The sequence below is a fragment of the Amphritea atlantica genome (assembly GCF_018860855.1).
GTDB lineage: Bacteria > Pseudomonadota > Gammaproteobacteria > Pseudomonadales > Balneatricaceae > Amphritea > Amphritea atlantica_A.
In genome coordinates this window covers 1-16,890 of sequence record NZ_JAHKQE010000040.1, presented here as the reverse complement: position 1 = coordinate 16,890, position 16,890 = coordinate 1, and the positions used below count along the sequence as shown (strand labels likewise).

Below are 16,890 nucleotides of genomic sequence, written 5' to 3'. Positions count from 1 at the left end.
GGGTTTATTGATCGCTTACTTGGCAACCGCATGAATGCCAGCTTCACACATCAGTGGCAGCAGCTTACTGACATAGTAATTATCCATAGAATGCATCGAGGTTAAATGAGAGCCCGTCACTCGACCATTCAATCCTAAACGTTGCGTTTCGTAGGTCAGTGTCTCGATATGGCGCGATTGAGGATCATCGCTTTCGTCGCAATGCATATCGACCCGTAAGCCTCGAGCGGCGGCGATCTCACATAACTCACGTATCGATGCCGCGCCCTCACTCATGGTCCGTTCAAAATGGGGAATGCCGCCCACCACATCGACGCCTTTATCCAGTGCCCGCAACAGGTTTTCCCGAGCTCGTCCGTAGCGTAGAAAGCCATCCTGAGGAAACGCCACCAACTGTAGATCGAGATAGGGCTTCATCTCTTCGCGCACTTCAAGCAGCGCCTCTACAGCGAGCAAACGATCGTCGCATATATCCACATGGCTGCGAATGCACAGGGTGCCCTGCGAAATCGACCAACGGCACATCGCTAATGCCCGCTGTTTAATGGATTCCACCGTCAACTGAGGTTTTAGCTCTCCCCATAAGGCGATCCCCTCAAGCAGGGTACCGCTCTGATTTAAGCGCGGCTGACCGAGACTGAGGGCCGAATCCAGATGAAAATGGCTATCGACAAAGGGCGGTGATACCAGGTATCCCTGTCCATCAATCTCCGAGACAGCGGCCGCTTCAATCCCCTTGGCAAGCTGAACAATTTTGCCCTCTTTAATCGCAATATCAACGCCCTTGCGACCGTCCGGCAAATTCACATTGCGCACCAATAGATCTAACATGCTTCACTCCTTGATAACGGATGATATAAAGATAGACCAATCAGGTTGGTAACGTACGCCTCACCCTAGTGCCAATAAAACCGTCAGCCTGATGCTATGCGGCCATCCTTGCCCCATTAAAACGTGGGGACGTAATCCTGTGCTTTCGGTAACGTCTTGATAATCTTCTGCTCATACATAAATTCAGCATAATCATCATAGCGTTGCAGGTCGACCGCTGAAGGACGCAGTGCAAAACGATTAAGAGTATCGCGCCAAGCCCGCTTGTTCAGTTCATTGTTCAAAGTATCCGGCGCGTAAGCGGCAAACTCTTCCCAAGCCGCTTGCGGATGGTTCGTAATATAAATTGTCGCCTGCTCGATGGCTTTATTAAAACCGCGGATAGCGTCTTTATCATAGGTATCGGCATTCGCAACAAAGATCAATTCGTCATACACCGGCACGCCGTGCTCTTCAGGAAAAAAGGCTTTCGCTTTGAAACCTTCTAGGGCTAATTGATTGGTTTCAAAGTTACGCAACCCACCCCAAATAGCATCGACCTTACCCGACGCCAGTGACGCCGATAGTGCCCAACCAACATTGATAATATCAACATCGGCATAGTTCACACCGACAGTGTCGAGCATGGTGCCGATACTGGCTTCTTCGGTGCCGGCGATCGCGATACCAATTTTCTTTCCCTTTAGATCTGCCAGATCATTAATCTTGCCGTTGTCTAACACCATCAGCATATTCAGTGGTGTTGCAATTAGGGTAGCCGAGCGAATCAATGGCAACCCCGCCGCGACATCAATCGTCAGATTAGGCTGATAGCTAATCGCTAGATCAACCTTATTAGCAGCCACCAGCTTAGGTGGCATATTCGGGTCGGCTGGCTCTTGAATCTCGACCTCAAGACCTTGATCGGCAAAATAGCCCCGCTGCTTCGCAATAACGATGGGACCGTGATTCGGATTGACAAACCAATCCAGCATTAAGCTAAGGCTTTTCGTTTCTGCCTGAGTCGTCGCCGACAGCAGCGTTGCCGCCAGTGCCATGGTGGCCAAAAGAATACGCGTTTTCATGAAGTTTCCTTTAATATTGCGATTGTTAGGCATACATCGAATCGATGCATTAATAACGACCTAGGGATTAAATTTCCCAGGGAATCAGTTTTTTCAGCAACCGGTCGGCGACAAAATAAAGCACGATAGACAGCACGGATAATATAAACAGCGCGGCAAACATTTCGTCTATCATCATGCGCGCATTGGCCTGCAACATAAGATAGCCCAAGCCTGCACTGGACCCCACCCACTCACCCGCGACAGCCCCAATCGGCGCGATCACCACCGCCACGCGAATGCCCGAAGCCAGTGCAGGTAACGCCGCTGGGAGTTGAATATGGCGCAGCATTTGCCACTTTGACGCCCCCATGGTTTTGACCAGATCCAGATAGCCCACCGGGGTATTGCGTAAACCGTCATAACAACAGATGGTGATCGGGAAAAAAATAATCAGCGCCGCCATAACGATTTTTGAGGCGATACCATAACCCAGCCATAACATCAGTACCGGCGCGATGGCGAAGACAGGGATCGCCTGACTGGCTATCAACAGGGGCAGCAACCAATGTTTAACCGGTTTGAACAGCAACATTTGTAACGCAAACAACAACCCCATGGTTAAGCCAAATAACAGCCCCAATAAGATCTCTTGCGCGGTCACCCAGCTATGCTGTAGCAAGATCGCATATCTTTCGATCAGCCGTGCAAACACGTCGGCGGGGCTAGGAAGAATAAATGAAGGCATATCAAACAACACCACCACCGCTTGCCATAGCCCAATCATCACCGCTGCACTGATGAGTATGCGCACCAATGGATGGGAGATCCGTTCTTTGTTTTTTAGCCGACGAGATAAAGCGTTGGTCTGAATGAGATCATTCATAATCATGCTCCAGACGCGCCATAATGGTTTGCTGCAGCTGTGCACACTCGGCATCAAAATCACGCGGTGTCGCCGAATCGGGCACACTTAAAGATTCAGTAAAAGCCGGCCGCCCTTGCATGATATAGAGCCGATGAGCCAAGCGTATCGCTTCCTGTGGGTCATGGGTAATCAATACCACGGTTTTATCTTGCAGCAACCGATGGGCTAGATTTTGTAATCGATAACGGGTGACCGCATCCAACGCGGAAAAGGGCTCATCCATCAACACGATGGGCTTGTCTTGCATCAGCGTCCGCGCTAATGCTACCCGTTGACGCATCCCCCCCGAAAGTCGCTGCGGCAAATAGTCTGATTTGTCCGCCAAACCTACTTGCTGCAATAACCCCTGCGCTTTCGCCCGCTGTGCATCGATGGCGCTTGGTTGAGAATCTGTACCGAATTGAGTGCTTAACAAGACATTATCTAATACCGATAACCACGGCATTAATAGGTCTTGCTGTGCCATATAGGCAATATGGTCTTTCAGATCACACTGAGGCTGTGTGCTTAACTCGCCGCGCCAATCCGCTTTATCATCAAGCAGGTTGGCTAGATACCGCAGTAATGAACTCTTCCCACAACCGCTGCGACCCAAAATACAGGTCCAAGCACCGCTAGGCATATCAATATTCAATCCGGTTAAAATAGCGTCGTCACTATCGTGATAACGCAGATAGCCGTCTGAGATCGTGATGCCTACCGCTTGGTTATTAGCCGCTAGTCGATTAGCGGACATCCGCATGGCCGCTGAAGAAATGGTTGACTGGCCCATGTCCCTTACCTACGGTTAACTCGTCAGCATGGGCAATCGCCTGAGAAATATACTGTTTACCCAACCGTACCGCCTCTAATAGTTCATGGCCCTGAGCTAAATAGGAAGCAATAGCCGACGACAGGGTACAACCGGTACCATGGGTGTTGCGTGTATTAATTCGCTTAGCCGCAAAATGGTGTACCTGCTCTGACAAAATCAGCAGATCATTACTGTTTTCGTCTAGTTCTAGGTGGCCACCTTTTAGTAACACAGCGGTTGCACCCAACTGACGCAGGCCAGTAATCATGGTCGCCATACTGTCTTCATTATCGGGTACCTCACAGTTAATTAGGGCAGCCCCTTCGGGTAGGTTTGGTGTAATAAGATCGGCTAGAGGTAGCAGTTCTGATTTCAACGTGTTGATCGCTGAAGTTTGTAACAATAAGTCACCGCTAGTAGCGACCATAACGGGGTCGACCACTAAGAATGCAGGCTGATACTGTTTTATTTTGGCGGCAACGATCTTGATGATGTCACAATCCGCCAACATCCCCACCTTAACGGCAACGACATTTAGATCGGTAAACACGGCATCTAGCTGCTTCTCAACATGTTCCAGCGGTATCGGAAAGATAGCTGACACGCCCAAGGTGTTCTGTGCGGTAATGGCGGTGATCACCGAACAGGCATAACTGCCCGTCGCGGAGATCGCTTTAATATCGGCTTGAATACCCGCACCACCACCGCTATCGGAGCCTGCAATCGTTAACACGATCGGGGTGGATGAGCCTTGAACAGGCGGCGAGGCAGAAATATTTGACATAAAAGCTCCTAACACTAGGGTCTAGGAACTTTATCGAGCTGAAGATTTACGACTTAAGAGGATCAAATCATACCAAGCCAGATTTATAGTTCCCTACGCCAGTGTTAACTGAATCAGGTTCAACGGGTCTCGAAACATGCAATCTCAGCCTTAACGGCCCCCCGACTATATGTCTGGATGATAACAAGATTGATTGAAAGAGCAATATAACAATGATAATTGCCTGACATCCTAAATACTTAAGCTTGTCGTTCCCGAATAGAATCAGACGATTTAAGACGAGGTAATCAATGTTCGAATTCATAACCAGAACAAACAAAACTTAGCAGCAAGCCTCAATCTAAAAGAGGATCGATGAGCGATATACGTATGAGTCAACAGAAAACATCATCCAACAGGGTGAAGTCTATCTTTTATCCCATTTATTATCAGGGTATTAACAGCCGTTAAAATTCAAAGTATGGATACTATATTTATGATTAACACTGTAATTAATATGGTGATTAAAGCCGTTAAAATTTTAATTAAGGTCTGTAGCACAAAATATTTTAATTTATTTCAGTAACACCTAATAAAAATCGACACATACTGAAGGCATAATAATTATGTTAATCACATGATGCTAAATATAATAAAAAGCTTTGCTGATGTATCAACTATCGTTTATTTTTTTGATATCTCGCCATATCTTCGACTAGACCACCAAAATCATAACCTAATATTGCAGCTTCGGTGAGGACTGACCCTGCTTTTGGCATATCGACGGCAACGCCAGATCTTGCCAACTTCCTTGAAAGGTATTCCTCGCGTTTCCTTTGTTTCTGCTTACCTAAGTCGGGTATTCTAGCTAGAATATTATCGAGTTGTTCGCAGGTTAAATCCGTTAAGCAGTCTTCCAAAGTAACACTTTTATCTATCTTCATTCATTCCCCTTACATCATTGCGGTAATTACGGCGTAGCTTAATAGAAACGGATGAATTTTTCACCTATTGAATCCATATCCTAACTCAGATTGTCAGGATACAAGGCCATTAATACCTAATTGGGTCTCCGTTTCCACGCCATAACCCCAAACCACTACTATCAACCCTGTTATCACAGGATAAGCCACCCGCTGAGTACCGCTTCAACGAGTAGCGCAAACGCACATAAATCAGTGATGGGAGTTAGTTTGCAGCAAATATAGAAGCCGAATCATTTGAAATAATCACTAACTCCTCACCAAGATAACTATGCGCTCGATACCCCTTGAGTACAACCAGTTATTTGGCAACTACCGGCTTTGCGTCCAAGCCAAGCAAGCGATCGATAGAGAGAATACCTGGGCCCCGTGCAACAATCACTAATAAAGAGATCGCCCACCAAGATGCAGGGTTGATCCAATGATCCCAAGTAGGAAACACCGCCAGTTGAATGAACATCGTCATACCGATGAGCCCTAACGCTGCAAAACGCGAAAACAAACCGATAATCAATAATATGGGTAATAGTACTTCAGCAATACCGGCGAATACCGCCAGCAACTCAATCATTTTTACAACAAATGAACCTTCAACATAGTCGAGTGTTTCAGGGTTACACAACTGCAAAGCACCCGGTCTCACCGGATCAGGACAGAAAAATTCATACATAAACAGGTCATATTTATCGACATTAAACTGCAGGAAGCCATCCCACTTACTCAAGCCCGAATCGAGAAAAACCTTCGCCACCATAAAACGCAGAAAAAATAGAGCTAAGGGTTCTAAAAACCGAGATAGCTGTAAACCCATTTGCACATATAACGCGCGGAACTTCTCTACCATCTTCATATGAATGTCCTAATGTTTATAATTATATTTCGTCAAATCAATATCTAGTATTTCATTCTGCAGGCAGGCAGAAAAAACATCGCTCACATCAAAATCAGGATCTAAGGCCAATGCGGCAGCAAACGCTTTTTCGAGTACACCGTCATCCTGTAATGCTCGCATCAATGCCACTTCGGGAGCTGAAAGTAAGCGCGCTTGAACTGCATCGTTAAGCCGCCAAAACATTACAGTATCAACATTTATGGTGCTATCGGCCTGCGCTAATTCTGACAGATTCATATGCCCTTCTGGAGACAACACCAGTGGCTCGACATCAGGGCTATTCGTTTTAAAGCCAATCCATTGATTCAAGGTGCCGGCATTAACCCTCAGCAGGTCAACACTGGCATTTAATGTCACCTGCGCTTGAGTAAAATCCACACCATGCTCAACCAACCAATTAACTTTTTCGGCGGTTAGCGTCTGCGTCGCATCAGCACTCATCAAACTCGTTAGCCAGGCATAATCCAAGCGCGCCAAATCAACTAGACTCGCGGGTAGGAGCATTGGCCCTCCTTGATGTTCTAATACCGCCAATAAATCTCTTATAAAATAAGGAAAGTATTCACCATAGCCGACCAGTGTGCCGATCTCCGGCGGATAATGATCCACATAAAGACTGGCAAGCTGGTTAAAAGATTCCCGCCCTAGGCTTTTTTCGCACACGGGGAAATTCGCGGCTAGCGCATCAATACAGCCTTTATAAAAACCATTTCGATAAACCGCTAACCGTTTTATCTGCGTTACATCAACGCAATAGTCATTCATCCCGCGAGCATCACCGCTACGCAGGTAGTCTGTAAAAGCATTTATATAAGGGCTAAGAGCCATTACCGAGTCTCCCCTAGAGAAACGTTAGCAGAGTCAGTTTCATGACGGCATTGATCTAAATAACCTTGTGCTAGCTGACGTTCATGCATTAACTCAGCAAACGGCGGTAGATTGGCATCCCGTTCCACCAGTACAGGTCGGTGACCGAACAGCGTTAACGCATGCTGTAATAACTCCCATACTGGCAAATCAACGGGTGAGGCGTGGCTATCGATTAATAACGCTTGGCCTAACTCGGGATCAGGGTCATGTCCTGCTATATGAATTTCGCCAACTAACTCGGCTGGGATCTGTGATAAGTACTGTGCGGCATCAATACCGGTATTCTTACTGCTGAGATACAGGTTATTAATGTCGATCAATAAGCCGCAACCACTACGCTGCGCCGCTTCAACTAAAAACTGGGGTTCATCCATCTCACTGGTAAAATCCAAATAGTTACTCGGATTTTCAATTAAAATACGCCGCCCAATACCGGATTGAAAACGATCCACACCATCCACCAATGACTGCAATGCGTCCTGCGTTCTAGGCAAGGGCATCAAATCGGCAAAATAAGCGCCGCTAGAACGAGACCAAACAGCATGTTCGGATATCAGTGTTGGCTCAAACTCATCAATTAATGCTTTAACCTGTTTAATATGCTCAGGCATAGATTGATGGTCATAACCGATTGAGCCGCCTACACCGTGAAAACTAAGTTCATAACGATCACGGATTGAGCGCAGATAATGCCGCCGTGGACCGCCCGCTACAAAGTAGTTCTCCGTATGCACCTCAAACCAAAGCTGATTACCCATCTGGGCATCATCGGCCACCGGCAGGGCAAAAATATCATCTAGGTGATCGGCCTTTAAACCCAGGCCGGCACCGAGATGCGCCCCTGTCGTCAAAGACGACAAAGGCCGATATTTATTAACCTTCAAGAGAACCTGTTCCATTCGGAGTGATAATTGATTCGCAAGTACCTTTAGGCGCATAGGTCCAAGAATTGGCTTGGAAATCTTGAGTTGACGTACCTTCACAGCTGGTACCAGCACCGGCAGCGCAGTCATTCTCACCGGCTAACGCAATGCCAAAACACTTGTCTTTACGGCCACTAATTTTATCGCCCGCTAACCAACCATTAACTTTCGCCTGAACTTCAGCAGATGCTGTTTCAGACACTTTAAGTTGACTATTAGGACCGGCAATAGCACCTGTGCTAAGCAGTGCAGTTGATGCGCCAAGAAGTAGTGCTGTCGCTAAGCTTGCCTTATTCATTTGTATTACTCCAAATTAAATCGATAATATTGCTTTAGTTGTTTTTACATTTAATCTTTTGATTAAACTCATTCAAGCATAGGCTACTTCAGTATATAGATAACATTTAGTTTCAAATTATCCATCGGCCAACTTAATTAATCGCTAGCCCAACACCGAATCGATATAAGCAGACGGTTTACAACAGTGCCGCTTCATCTCTACTTGATGTCTCACACTTTAAAGATTAAAACTGAAACAAAACTGAAAGCTGCGAAAATAAAAAAAAGACAGGTCGACCTTTGCTAAATAGGTTCCCATATAGGTCTTATCTCACCGGTTTAACCGGTCGTGTATCCGGTGAAAAAATCTCGACGATGGCGGGAAGAACGTAGGATCAAAGTGATGCGGCAATCCCGAAAAAACGGTGACAGGAAAGGTCGAAGGTAACAAGGAGAGGTGACATATCATCTTGCAGTGAAGGGTGATTACACCTAAACACGCTCATTTCTGATATAAAAATACATGGAAGAATTAATGGTTAAACTGCTCAACAAACGCTCTAAAATCATGCGCAATCAACGGCTTACTAAAATAGAAGCCCTGAATAAGATCGCTCTGAGTCCCCTGCAGCAGCCTCAGTTGCTCCTCTGTCTCAACACCTTCGATGACCACCGATAGACGCAGCGCTTTGGCCATCGCAATGATGGCCAAAACAATCCGAACCTCATCTTCATTGTCCGGTATGCCTGTGATGAATGAGCGGTCAACTTTCAGCTCATCTAAAGGGAAACGCTTCAGATAGCTCAATGATGAGTAACCGGTGCCAAAATCATCAATCGATAAGCCAATGCCTAGCTCTTTCAAACTGGATAGTAACGTAACACTCGCTTCCACATTCTGCATCGCAAGGCTCTCTGTTAGCTCCAACATTAACAAAGAGGGCGACAAACCTGATACGTTGAGAGCGGCTTCAACATGTTCCTTATAATTTGCCTCTTTAAACTGTTGGCTTGAAACATTGACGGACACCTTGATATCACCAAGCCCTGTGCGCTCCCACTCTCCTGCCTGTCGACAAGCTTCATTTAAGACCCAGTTACCGATATCAAGAATCAACCCACTCTCTTCCGCCAGAGGAATAAACACCACCGGGGAAATCATCCCTTTTTCAGGATGCTGCCAACGCACCAGCGCCTCGGCACTGGTTACCTGCCGAGTTCGTAGATCAACTTTAGGCTGATAATGTAATAACAGTTCATTATTCTCGAGAGCCTTATGCAAAGCCGTTTCTAATTCAATTTTCTCTTTTAATTCTTGGCTATTTTTTTGTGAATAAAAGCGGATGACCTCAACATTATCTGCTTTTGACTGACGCATCGCCGTACTGGCGGTATTGATCAACTCGTCACTTAAAAAGCCATCATCAGGCGACACTGTAATGCCAACCCGGGCATTAACAAATAGCTCCTTCCCATTAATATCAAAGGGTTTTGAGATCCCCTCAATAATTTGCCGAGCAATCGACGCCGCATGATTTCGCCCACTCACTGAGGGGATTAAAACACCAAATTCATCACCCGCCAGCCGTGCAGGATAGATCTCTGCTTCAGAGCGGACGATACCGAGTAATTCGTTTCGACTGGTTACAACGTCTTTGATGCGTTGCGCCACTTGATGTAGCAACACATCGCCAAACTGTATGCCAAAAGACTCGTTAACTTGACCAAAGCGATCCAAGCCAATACTTAGCAGGGCGGTTTGATTTTCATTTATCTGATCAAACTTTAGCGCCCAGCCCATCTTCTCTCTGAGTGACTTTCGGTTCGCTAACTTAGTCAGCACATCGACACTCGAAAGTTGATCAACGTAGGCTTTTAGGGTCAGTGTATTGCGCAATCGAAGTTTTAACTCACTCGCATCCACGGGTTTCGCTAAAAAATCCGTGGCGCCAAGCTCTAACGCTCTTAACTTAGAAAAGGAGTCCGAGGATGATGTCAGCACAATAACAGGCAGATAGGTAAACTCTTGATGAGCACGAATACGTTCGAGCACATCAAAACCACTCACTTCAGGCATAACCAGATCGAGAAATAAAATATCTGGCCGCTGATGCGCTAAGACATCAAAAGCTTTAGATGAATCTTCAACACTGATAAAACGAGAGTAACCGGCCTCTTCTAAATGAGCCTGGACAATTTCCATCATAATGGGCTCATCATCGACCATCATAATCAGCGCATCATTATCCTTTAGTTCCTTCATAAGACCATCTCGGACAACCTAATATTCAAACACTAATCCTATCATCAATTTGCTTAATCACCTTAAGTAACGCTGCACATTCAGACTGACTCTCCATGCGGGCCGCTTTTTCTAAGGCAATTGATATATCTGTAAATAGATGGAAACCAACCGATCCACCAGCCCCCTTCAGCCAGTGAGCGTCATTCTTCAACGTCACAAAGTCTTGACGCTCAACAGCCTGTTCCATCTCTTGAATTTTAGGCCCCAACTTAACTACAAACTTTTTAACAATCGCTCTAAACTTTTCGCCATGCTCAGCAAGGTCAGAGGTCACTTGTTCCGGCACCGACCAATGAGCCGTCACAACCGGTTTGCTATAAGGGGCTGGGGAGTAACCTTGATCGCTACTATCTCGCTGGCCTGCTAAATTAATCTGCGCGACAACTCGCTCTATCGCGACCATCAGCATCTCAATATTAACGCTATTATCATCCGCCAACGCTTGCTCAAGTTGTTTAGCTAAATCAGTTAATTGAGGAAACCCTATTGAGCCGGCAGAGCCCTTCATCCAATGAGCATGACGGCCTAACGCTTCCTTATCCTTATTTTGAAAAGAGGCTTTCATCAATGGAAAAACATCATTCAAACGGGCGATGAAACGTTCAATAATTTTCGCAAACTTGGGATTAGTCAAAGGTAGTTCTGAGTAGAGTGGACTTAAGCCACTTAACGCCGATGCCACGACCTCAGCCCTTTTTTGTTGCTGCCCAGCACTCACAATATCGCCTACAGCCGTTTCTGATAGGGCATCCGTTTGCTGAACCGCGCCTAACTCTTTTACCAACAGGAGTAATAACTTATCAATATTGATCGGTTTACTCATATAACCGGAGTAACCCGCATCAAAACAGCGTTGCTCAATTCCCTTCATGGCATGAGCCGTCAACGCGATAATAGGCACCTTAATACCTTGATCTCGTATGGCCTTCACAGCACTATAACCATCCATACGCGGCATCTGAACGTCCATCAGAATCAAATCATACGGCTGAGAAGCGACTTTTGTTAAAGCCTCTAGCCCATCCTCCGCTTCATCCGTTTCTATCCCTTGCTCTTCGATGACTAAGCGCATCAGCTCTCTGTTTTCAGCACCGTCGTCAACAACCAAGATTTTTGATTTTGGAAATATCCATCGAGATGCTTGGGCGACACTCAAGCGGTCTTGCCAGTTCAGAATGCTCTCTGCACTGATTAAGGTGACGGGGCCATCGGTTTGTATGTCAATTTCAAGAAAAAACTGACTTCCCTCTCCCTCTTTACTGGTTGCATAGATATCGCCATGCATCGCCGCAGCAAACTTTTTACTAATCGCTAAGCCGAGCCCCGTCCCTCCGAACCGGCGTGTAATAGAAGCATCAGCCTGGACAAAAGGATCGAATACCGCGACCGCCTGCGCCTCCGTCATACCGATACCCGTATCAGATACTTCGATCACCAACCGTTTGCGATTCTTACTCAGGCGGGTATGAACTATGACTTCACCCTGCTCAGTAAACTTAATCGCATTACCTATCAAGTTAGTGACAATCTGGCGCAGACGAGCGGAATCGCTCAATATCGTTTCAGGAATACTGCCCTCGGGTATATACCTCAGTGCGATCCCTTTCTCTTTAGCCTTAACGGAGAGAACCTGAATCACCTCTTTAATAATCTGGTAGGGTTGACACTTAGTCGATTCAACTTCCAGATGACCCGCTTCTACCTTTGATAGATCGAGAATGTCATTGATGAGATTTAATAAGTGTTCACCATTAACCAGAATGGTGCTGAGATAATGGTCATTTTTCTGCTCATCCTTGCCATATCCTCTTCTCAACGCCTCAGTAAAACCAAGAATTGCGTTCATCGGCGTACGTATTTCATGGCTCATATTTGCCAGAAAATCACTTTTCGCCCGGTTGGCCGCTTCGGCTTCCTCTTTTGACCGCCGCAACTCGATCTCTTTCTCTTCCAGTTCAGTAATATCATCAAAGCTAACCAAGACACCGCTCGCTTTTCCCTTATCGGCTAACACTGGGGAGCAGTTCACCATAAAGGTCCGAACACCATCCTCTAACTCAAGGCGCACGATGCTATTCATGACCGTCTCACCACTAACAAGAGCCGTTTGCCAAGGGAAGTCAGTCTTAGACGAGTTATCGCCGCGACGCCAAGGTAGGCGACGCACTTCATAACCCATGAGCGAGGTCGCTGAGCGACCTAATAGATCAGAGAACGCCTTATTCGCCAACACCACCTGAAATTTTCTATCAAGAACAATTAAGCCTTCCGCCATGGTATCCAGAGCAGAGCGTACTCGGTCCGGTATCGCTTGTGATGGGTCTAGCTGCTTCAACATTTTCCGTAAATATAGAAAGTACAGCAGATAAAGAATAACGGAACAAAACAGTAAAAACTGCACCGTGGGTCGTTGATAAAAACCGATAATGCCCTGCCCATAAAGCGGTTTAAAACGAAGCTCTAACGCACCCCAGGATTGATTACCGGCAACGATAGGGACACTCATCTGCTGATCAATAGGCCGATTATCACTGCTCTGTTGCCAAGCATCCCGATGATCTCCAATCTCAACGACTAGTCGCTGTGATGCGCTACGAACACCGGCTGAAAGAATCTCGGCATTACGCTCCACAACCAGCTTTAACACTGATTCAAGTCTCATCAGATCGGTTTGGGTAATCAACACTGAGCTATTTGCTGCGATAGCTTCCGCTAACGCCACTCGATCCTTAAACCGAGTCCCTAAATAATCCGGTAAAATGCCGAACATGATGGCGATCAGTGCCACACTGATAAACATACTCACCTGCCCTAATGCTATACGACTGGTCGTACTTCGGGCTGAAAGCAGTCGTTTAAGCCACTTCATGATCGACCCTCTTTATCCGTATCATCTTCGTCATCCGTGTTCTCGTCGTCTGAATCATCCGCGCTTTCATCATCCCCCTCAACCATCGAGCCGAGAGATTCATCATCTTGCTCTACACCTTCTGCGTTATTTTCATCGGCAGAGGTCTTCGACAAGATAGGCAGAGGATCGATAAAGCGCCAAGCAGGTAAAGAGGTCAGCACCGTACTCAATAACACTCCACTGCGGGCTAGCCAGATAACATAGCCAACAGACAGCCCCGACGAGAGCGCAATGGATCCGCCCACCATCATGGTATTCAAAGCATGTTGTTGCTTTGCTTCCTGCTGAAGCTGATCAATTCCTGTCATAAACTGATCAAACTGCTGTAACTGTAAAGGTTGTGTCATCGTATCGAGAATAGACTGGAGTCGCAGCGTATTAACCTCTTGGGCAATGACTTTATTCAGCTTAGTAACGCCGAGCTGCTCTCTTTCATTATTGGCGACATCAATCACAAACTGCGACACCTCTGATGCAGCTATAACACTATCCGATTCCATCACCACAACCGGTTCAGGTACTCTTTTTGAATCAGCTGTTTCCTGTGCCGCCACATCCAGGGTCTGTTCATTTCCCTCAATTTCCGCCTCGGGTACAGAGACTGTAACACTCTCGGGTTCTGGAACGCTCAGAAAAACCTGATTACTTGTCACAGACTCAGCACGCCCCTCTAAATCAACATAATGGGCGATCACGTAGATCTCTTTACCGGCATCTGCCGCGGTTAAAACGTAACTCTGCTCGGTGGCGCCATTTATCACCTCTCCACTGCGATACCATTGATATGCAATAGTGCTGATCCCATCGGGGTCTGCCAGGGTATTATCAAGAATCAACCGTTCTCCAACAGCAACATTGCCACTAATCGTTAAACTGCCGGTGTGTGCATGGTTAATAAGACTGACGGCATCGGTGGCACTGCTCACCAATGGCCCTTCGGCAAAACCTTGATCATCGGTGATATTCACGGCGACTCTTAGATACTGACCCACATCGGCATCATCCAGCGTATACGTCGCGTTGGTTGCACCGGCCAGATCACTCCAGTTCACACCGTCGGCAGAACGCTGCCATTGGTAACTGAAGCTATTACTCAGGCCATCCACATCGCTGATGCCGCTGGTATCGGCGGTGAGGGTTTGACCTTCTTCAACACTGCCATTGATCAATGGTAATCCAGCGATCGGATCGTTCACCGCACTAATGGCATCGGTGGCGCTACTGACTAATGACCCTTCGGCGAAGCCTTGGTCATCGGTGATGCCCACGGCGACTCTTAAATACTGGCCGACATCGGTATCATCCAGCGTATATGTCGCGTTGGTTCCACCGGTCAGATCACTCCAGTTCACGCCATCGGCGGAGCGCTGCCATTGGTAGCTGAAGCTGTTGCTCAGGCCGTCCACATCGCTGATGCTACTGATATCGGCCGTTAAAGTTTGATCCTCTGTGGCACTGCCGCTAATCAGTGGCAATCCAGCGATCGGATCGTTAATCGCGCTAACGGCATCGGTGGCGCTGCTCACCAATGGCCCTTCGGCAAAGCCTTGATCATCGGTGATACTCACCGCGACTCTTAGATACTGTCCGACATCGGTATCATCGAGTGTGTAATTAGCTCCGGTAGCGCCGGCTAGATCACTCCAGTTCACGCCATCCGCGGAGCGCTGCCATTGGTAGCTGAAGCTGTTGCTCAGGCCGTCCACATCGCTGATGCTACTGATATCGGCGGTAAGGGTTTGATCCTCTGCGGCACTACCATTGATCAGCGGTAATCCAGCGATTGGATCATTCACGGCATCGATCATATCGGTCGCGCTACTGATTAATGGCCCTTCGACGAAGCCCTGATCATCGGTGATACTCACCGCGACTCGTAGATACTGTCCGACATCGGCATCATCGAATGTGTAATTAGCTCCGGTAGCGCCTGTAAGGTCACTCCAATTCACACCGTCAGTGGAACGCTGCCATTGGTAACTGAAGCTGTTGCTCAGGCCGTCCACATCGCTGATGCCGCTGGTATCGGCGGTGAGGGTTTGATCCTCTGTGGCGCTGCCGCTAATCAGTGGCAATCCAACGATCGGATCGTTCACCGCACTAATGGCATCGGTGGCGCTGCTCACTAATGGCCCTTCAGCGAAGCCCTGATCATCGGTGATGCTCACCGCGACTCTTAGATATTGCCCGACATCGGCATCATCCAGCGTATACGTCGCGTTCGTGGCACCCGTCAGATCACTCCAGCTCACGCCATCCCCGGAGCGCTGCCATTGATAGCTGAAGCTGCTGCTGAGTCCGTCGACATCGCTGATGCCACTGATATAGGCGGTGAGGGTTTGATCCTCTGCGGCACTGCCGCTAATCAGCGGTAATCCAACGATCGGATCGTTAATCGCGCTAACGGCATCGGTGGCACTGCTCACCAACGGCCCTTCGGCAAAGCCCTGATCATCGGTGATGTTCACCGCGACTCTTAGATACTGACCCACATCAGCATCACCCAGCGTATACGTCGCGCTGGTGGCACCGGCCAGATCACTCCAGTTCACACCATCCGCGGAGCGCTGCCATTGGTAACTGAAGCTGTTGCTGAGTCCATCTACATCGCTGATACCACTGGTATCGGCGGTGAGGGTTTGATCCTCTGTGGCACTGCCGCTAATCAGTGGCAATCCAGCGACCGGATCATTCACCGCACCGATCATATCTGTGGCGCTACTGACTAATGGCCCTTCAGCGAAGCCCTGATCATCGGTGATGCTCACCGCGACTCTTAGATACTGCCCGACATCGGCATCATCCAGCGTATACGTCGCATTCGTGGCACCGGCCAGATCACTCCAGTTCACGCCATCGGCGGAGCGCTGCCATTGGTAGCTGAAGCTGTTGCTCAAGCCGTCCACATCGTTGATGCCGCTGGTATCGGCGGTGAGGGTTTGATCCTCTGCGGCGCTGCCACTAATCAGCGGTAATCCAACGATCGGATCGTTAATCGCGCTAATGGCAGCCGTTGCGCTACTGATTAATGGCCCTTCGGCAAAGCCCTGATCATCGGTGATGCTCACCGCGACTCGTAGATACTGTCCGACATCGGCATCATCGAGTGTGTAATTAGCTCCGGTAGCGCCTGTAAGATCACCCCAGTTCATCCCATCGGTGGAACGCTGCCATTGATAGTTGAAGCTGTTGCTGAGTCCGTCGACATCGCTGATGCCACTGATATCGGCGGTGAGGGTTTGATCTTCTGTGGCACTGCCATTGATCAGCGGTAATCCAGCAATTGTATCGTTCACCGCACTAATGGCATCGGTGGCACTGCTGACTAATGGCCCTTCGGCAAAGCCTTGGTCATCGGTGATGCTCACC

At 47.8% G+C, this 16,890-nt stretch carries 13 protein-coding genes and 1 riboswitch; all 13 genes read right to left on the bottom strand.

Going from position 1 to position 16,890, the window contains the following annotated elements; all coding sequences use genetic code 11:
* Positions 1-15 precede the first annotated feature (15 nt).
* A complete protein-coding gene (locus KO512_RS16395) occupies positions 16-831 on the bottom strand; it encodes a cytosine deaminase (protein ID WP_252735081.1) in 816 nt (271 codons plus the stop codon).
* A 116-nt stretch (positions 832-947) separates the two neighbouring features.
* Complete coding sequence (locus KO512_RS16390; protein ID WP_252735080.1) at positions 948-1,895, bottom strand: ABC transporter substrate-binding protein; 948 nt, start codon at positions 1,893-1,895, stop codon at positions 948-950.
* Positions 1,896-1,962: 67 nt separating this feature from the next.
* Positions 1,963-2,760, bottom strand: a complete 798-nt coding sequence (locus KO512_RS16385) for an ABC transporter permease (protein WP_215953426.1) — start codon at positions 2,758-2,760, stop codon at positions 1,963-1,965.
* Entirely contained in the window at positions 2,753-3,574 is an 822-nt protein-coding gene (locus KO512_RS16380) for an ABC transporter ATP-binding protein (protein WP_252735079.1), read from the bottom strand. The genes KO512_RS16385 and KO512_RS16380 overlap by 8 nt, the downstream gene beginning before the upstream one ends.
* Positions 3,528-4,379, bottom strand: coding sequence for a bifunctional hydroxymethylpyrimidine kinase/phosphomethylpyrimidine kinase (thiD, locus tag KO512_RS16375; RefSeq protein ID WP_215953425.1), 852 nt, complete (start codon positions 4,377-4,379; stop codon positions 3,528-3,530). The genes KO512_RS16380 and thiD overlap by 47 nt, the downstream gene beginning before the upstream one ends.
* A 73-nt stretch (positions 4,380-4,452) precedes the next feature.
* A riboswitch (TPP riboswitch) is annotated at positions 4,453-4,553 on the bottom strand.
* Between the two features lie 482 nt (positions 4,554-5,035).
* On the bottom strand, positions 5,036-5,302 hold the full coding sequence (locus tag KO512_RS16370) for a hypothetical protein (RefSeq protein WP_215953424.1): 267 nt from the start codon (positions 5,300-5,302) through the stop codon (positions 5,036-5,038).
* 340 nt (positions 5,303-5,642) lie between these two features.
* Positions 5,643-6,191 carry a DoxX family protein gene (locus tag KO512_RS16365; RefSeq protein ID WP_215953423.1) on the bottom strand — a complete coding sequence of 183 codons (549 nt, stop codon included), beginning with the start codon at positions 6,189-6,191 and terminating at the stop codon, positions 5,643-5,645.
* Between the two features lie 9 nt (positions 6,192-6,200).
* Positions 6,201-7,061 carry an HvfC/BufC N-terminal domain-containing protein gene (locus KO512_RS16360; protein WP_215953422.1) on the bottom strand — a complete coding sequence of 287 codons (861 nt, stop codon included), beginning with the start codon at positions 7,059-7,061 and terminating at the stop codon, positions 6,201-6,203.
* On the bottom strand, positions 7,061-7,987 hold the full coding sequence (gene bufB / locus KO512_RS16355) for an MNIO family bufferin maturase (RefSeq protein ID WP_252735078.1): 927 nt from the start codon (positions 7,985-7,987) through the stop codon (positions 7,061-7,063). Before bufB ends, KO512_RS16360 begins: the two co-directional genes overlap by 1 nt.
* Positions 7,977-8,324: a BufA1 family periplasmic bufferin-type metallophore gene (locus KO512_RS16350; protein WP_215953420.1), complete on the bottom strand. Its 348-nt coding sequence runs from the start codon at positions 8,322-8,324 to the stop codon at positions 7,977-7,979. The genes bufB and KO512_RS16350 overlap by 11 nt, the downstream gene beginning before the upstream one ends.
* Positions 8,325-8,837: 513 nt before the next feature.
* A complete protein-coding gene (locus KO512_RS16345) occupies positions 8,838-10,568 on the bottom strand; it encodes a putative bifunctional diguanylate cyclase/phosphodiesterase (protein WP_215953419.1) in 1,731 nt (576 codons plus the stop codon).
* Between the two features lie 25 nt (positions 10,569-10,593).
* Entirely contained in the window at positions 10,594-13,479 is a 2,886-nt protein-coding gene (locus KO512_RS16340) for a response regulator (RefSeq protein ID WP_215953418.1), read from the bottom strand.
* Positions 13,476-16,890: hypothetical protein (locus KO512_RS16335; RefSeq protein ID WP_215953417.1), on the bottom strand; the 3,415-nt coding region annotated here is incomplete at its 5' end. The genes KO512_RS16335 and KO512_RS16340, both read right to left, overlap by 4 nt.

Bases quoted from the DNA above. Each gene is read 5' to 3' on its own strand.
- thiD (WP_215953425.1), bottom strand. From the start codon at position 4,379: ATGTCAAATATTTCTGCCTCGCCGCCTGTTCAAGGCTCATCCACCCCG.
- KO512_RS16380 (WP_252735079.1), bottom strand. From the start codon at position 3,574: ATGGGCCAGTCAACCATTTCTTCAGCGGCCATGCGGATGTCCGCTAAT.
- KO512_RS16340 (WP_215953418.1), bottom strand. From the start codon at position 13,479: ATGAAGTGGCTTAAACGACTGCTTTCAGCCCGAAGTACGACCAGTCGT.
- KO512_RS16345 (WP_215953419.1), bottom strand. From the start codon at position 10,568: ATGAAGGAACTAAAGGATAATGATGCGCTGATTATGATGGTCGATGAT.
- KO512_RS16390 (WP_252735080.1), bottom strand. From the start codon at position 1,895: ATGAAAACGCGTATTCTTTTGGCCACCATGGCACTGGCGGCAACGCTG.
- KO512_RS16395 (WP_252735081.1), bottom strand. From the start codon at position 831: ATGTTAGATCTATTGGTGCGCAATGTGAATTTGCCGGACGGTCGCAAG.
- KO512_RS16360 (WP_215953422.1), bottom strand. From the start codon at position 7,061: ATGGCTCTTAGCCCTTATATAAATGCTTTTACAGACTACCTGCGTAGC.
- KO512_RS16370 (WP_215953424.1), bottom strand. From the start codon at position 5,302: ATGAAGATAGATAAAAGTGTTACTTTGGAAGACTGCTTAACGGATTTA.
- KO512_RS16385 (WP_215953426.1), bottom strand. From the start codon at position 2,760: ATGAATGATCTCATTCAGACCAACGCTTTATCTCGTCGGCTAAAAAAC.
- KO512_RS16350 (WP_215953420.1), bottom strand. From the start codon at position 8,324: ATGAATAAGGCAAGCTTAGCGACAGCACTACTTCTTGGCGCATCAACT.
- KO512_RS16365 (WP_215953423.1), bottom strand. From the start codon at position 6,191: ATGAAGATGGTAGAGAAGTTCCGCGCGTTATATGTGCAAATGGGTTTA.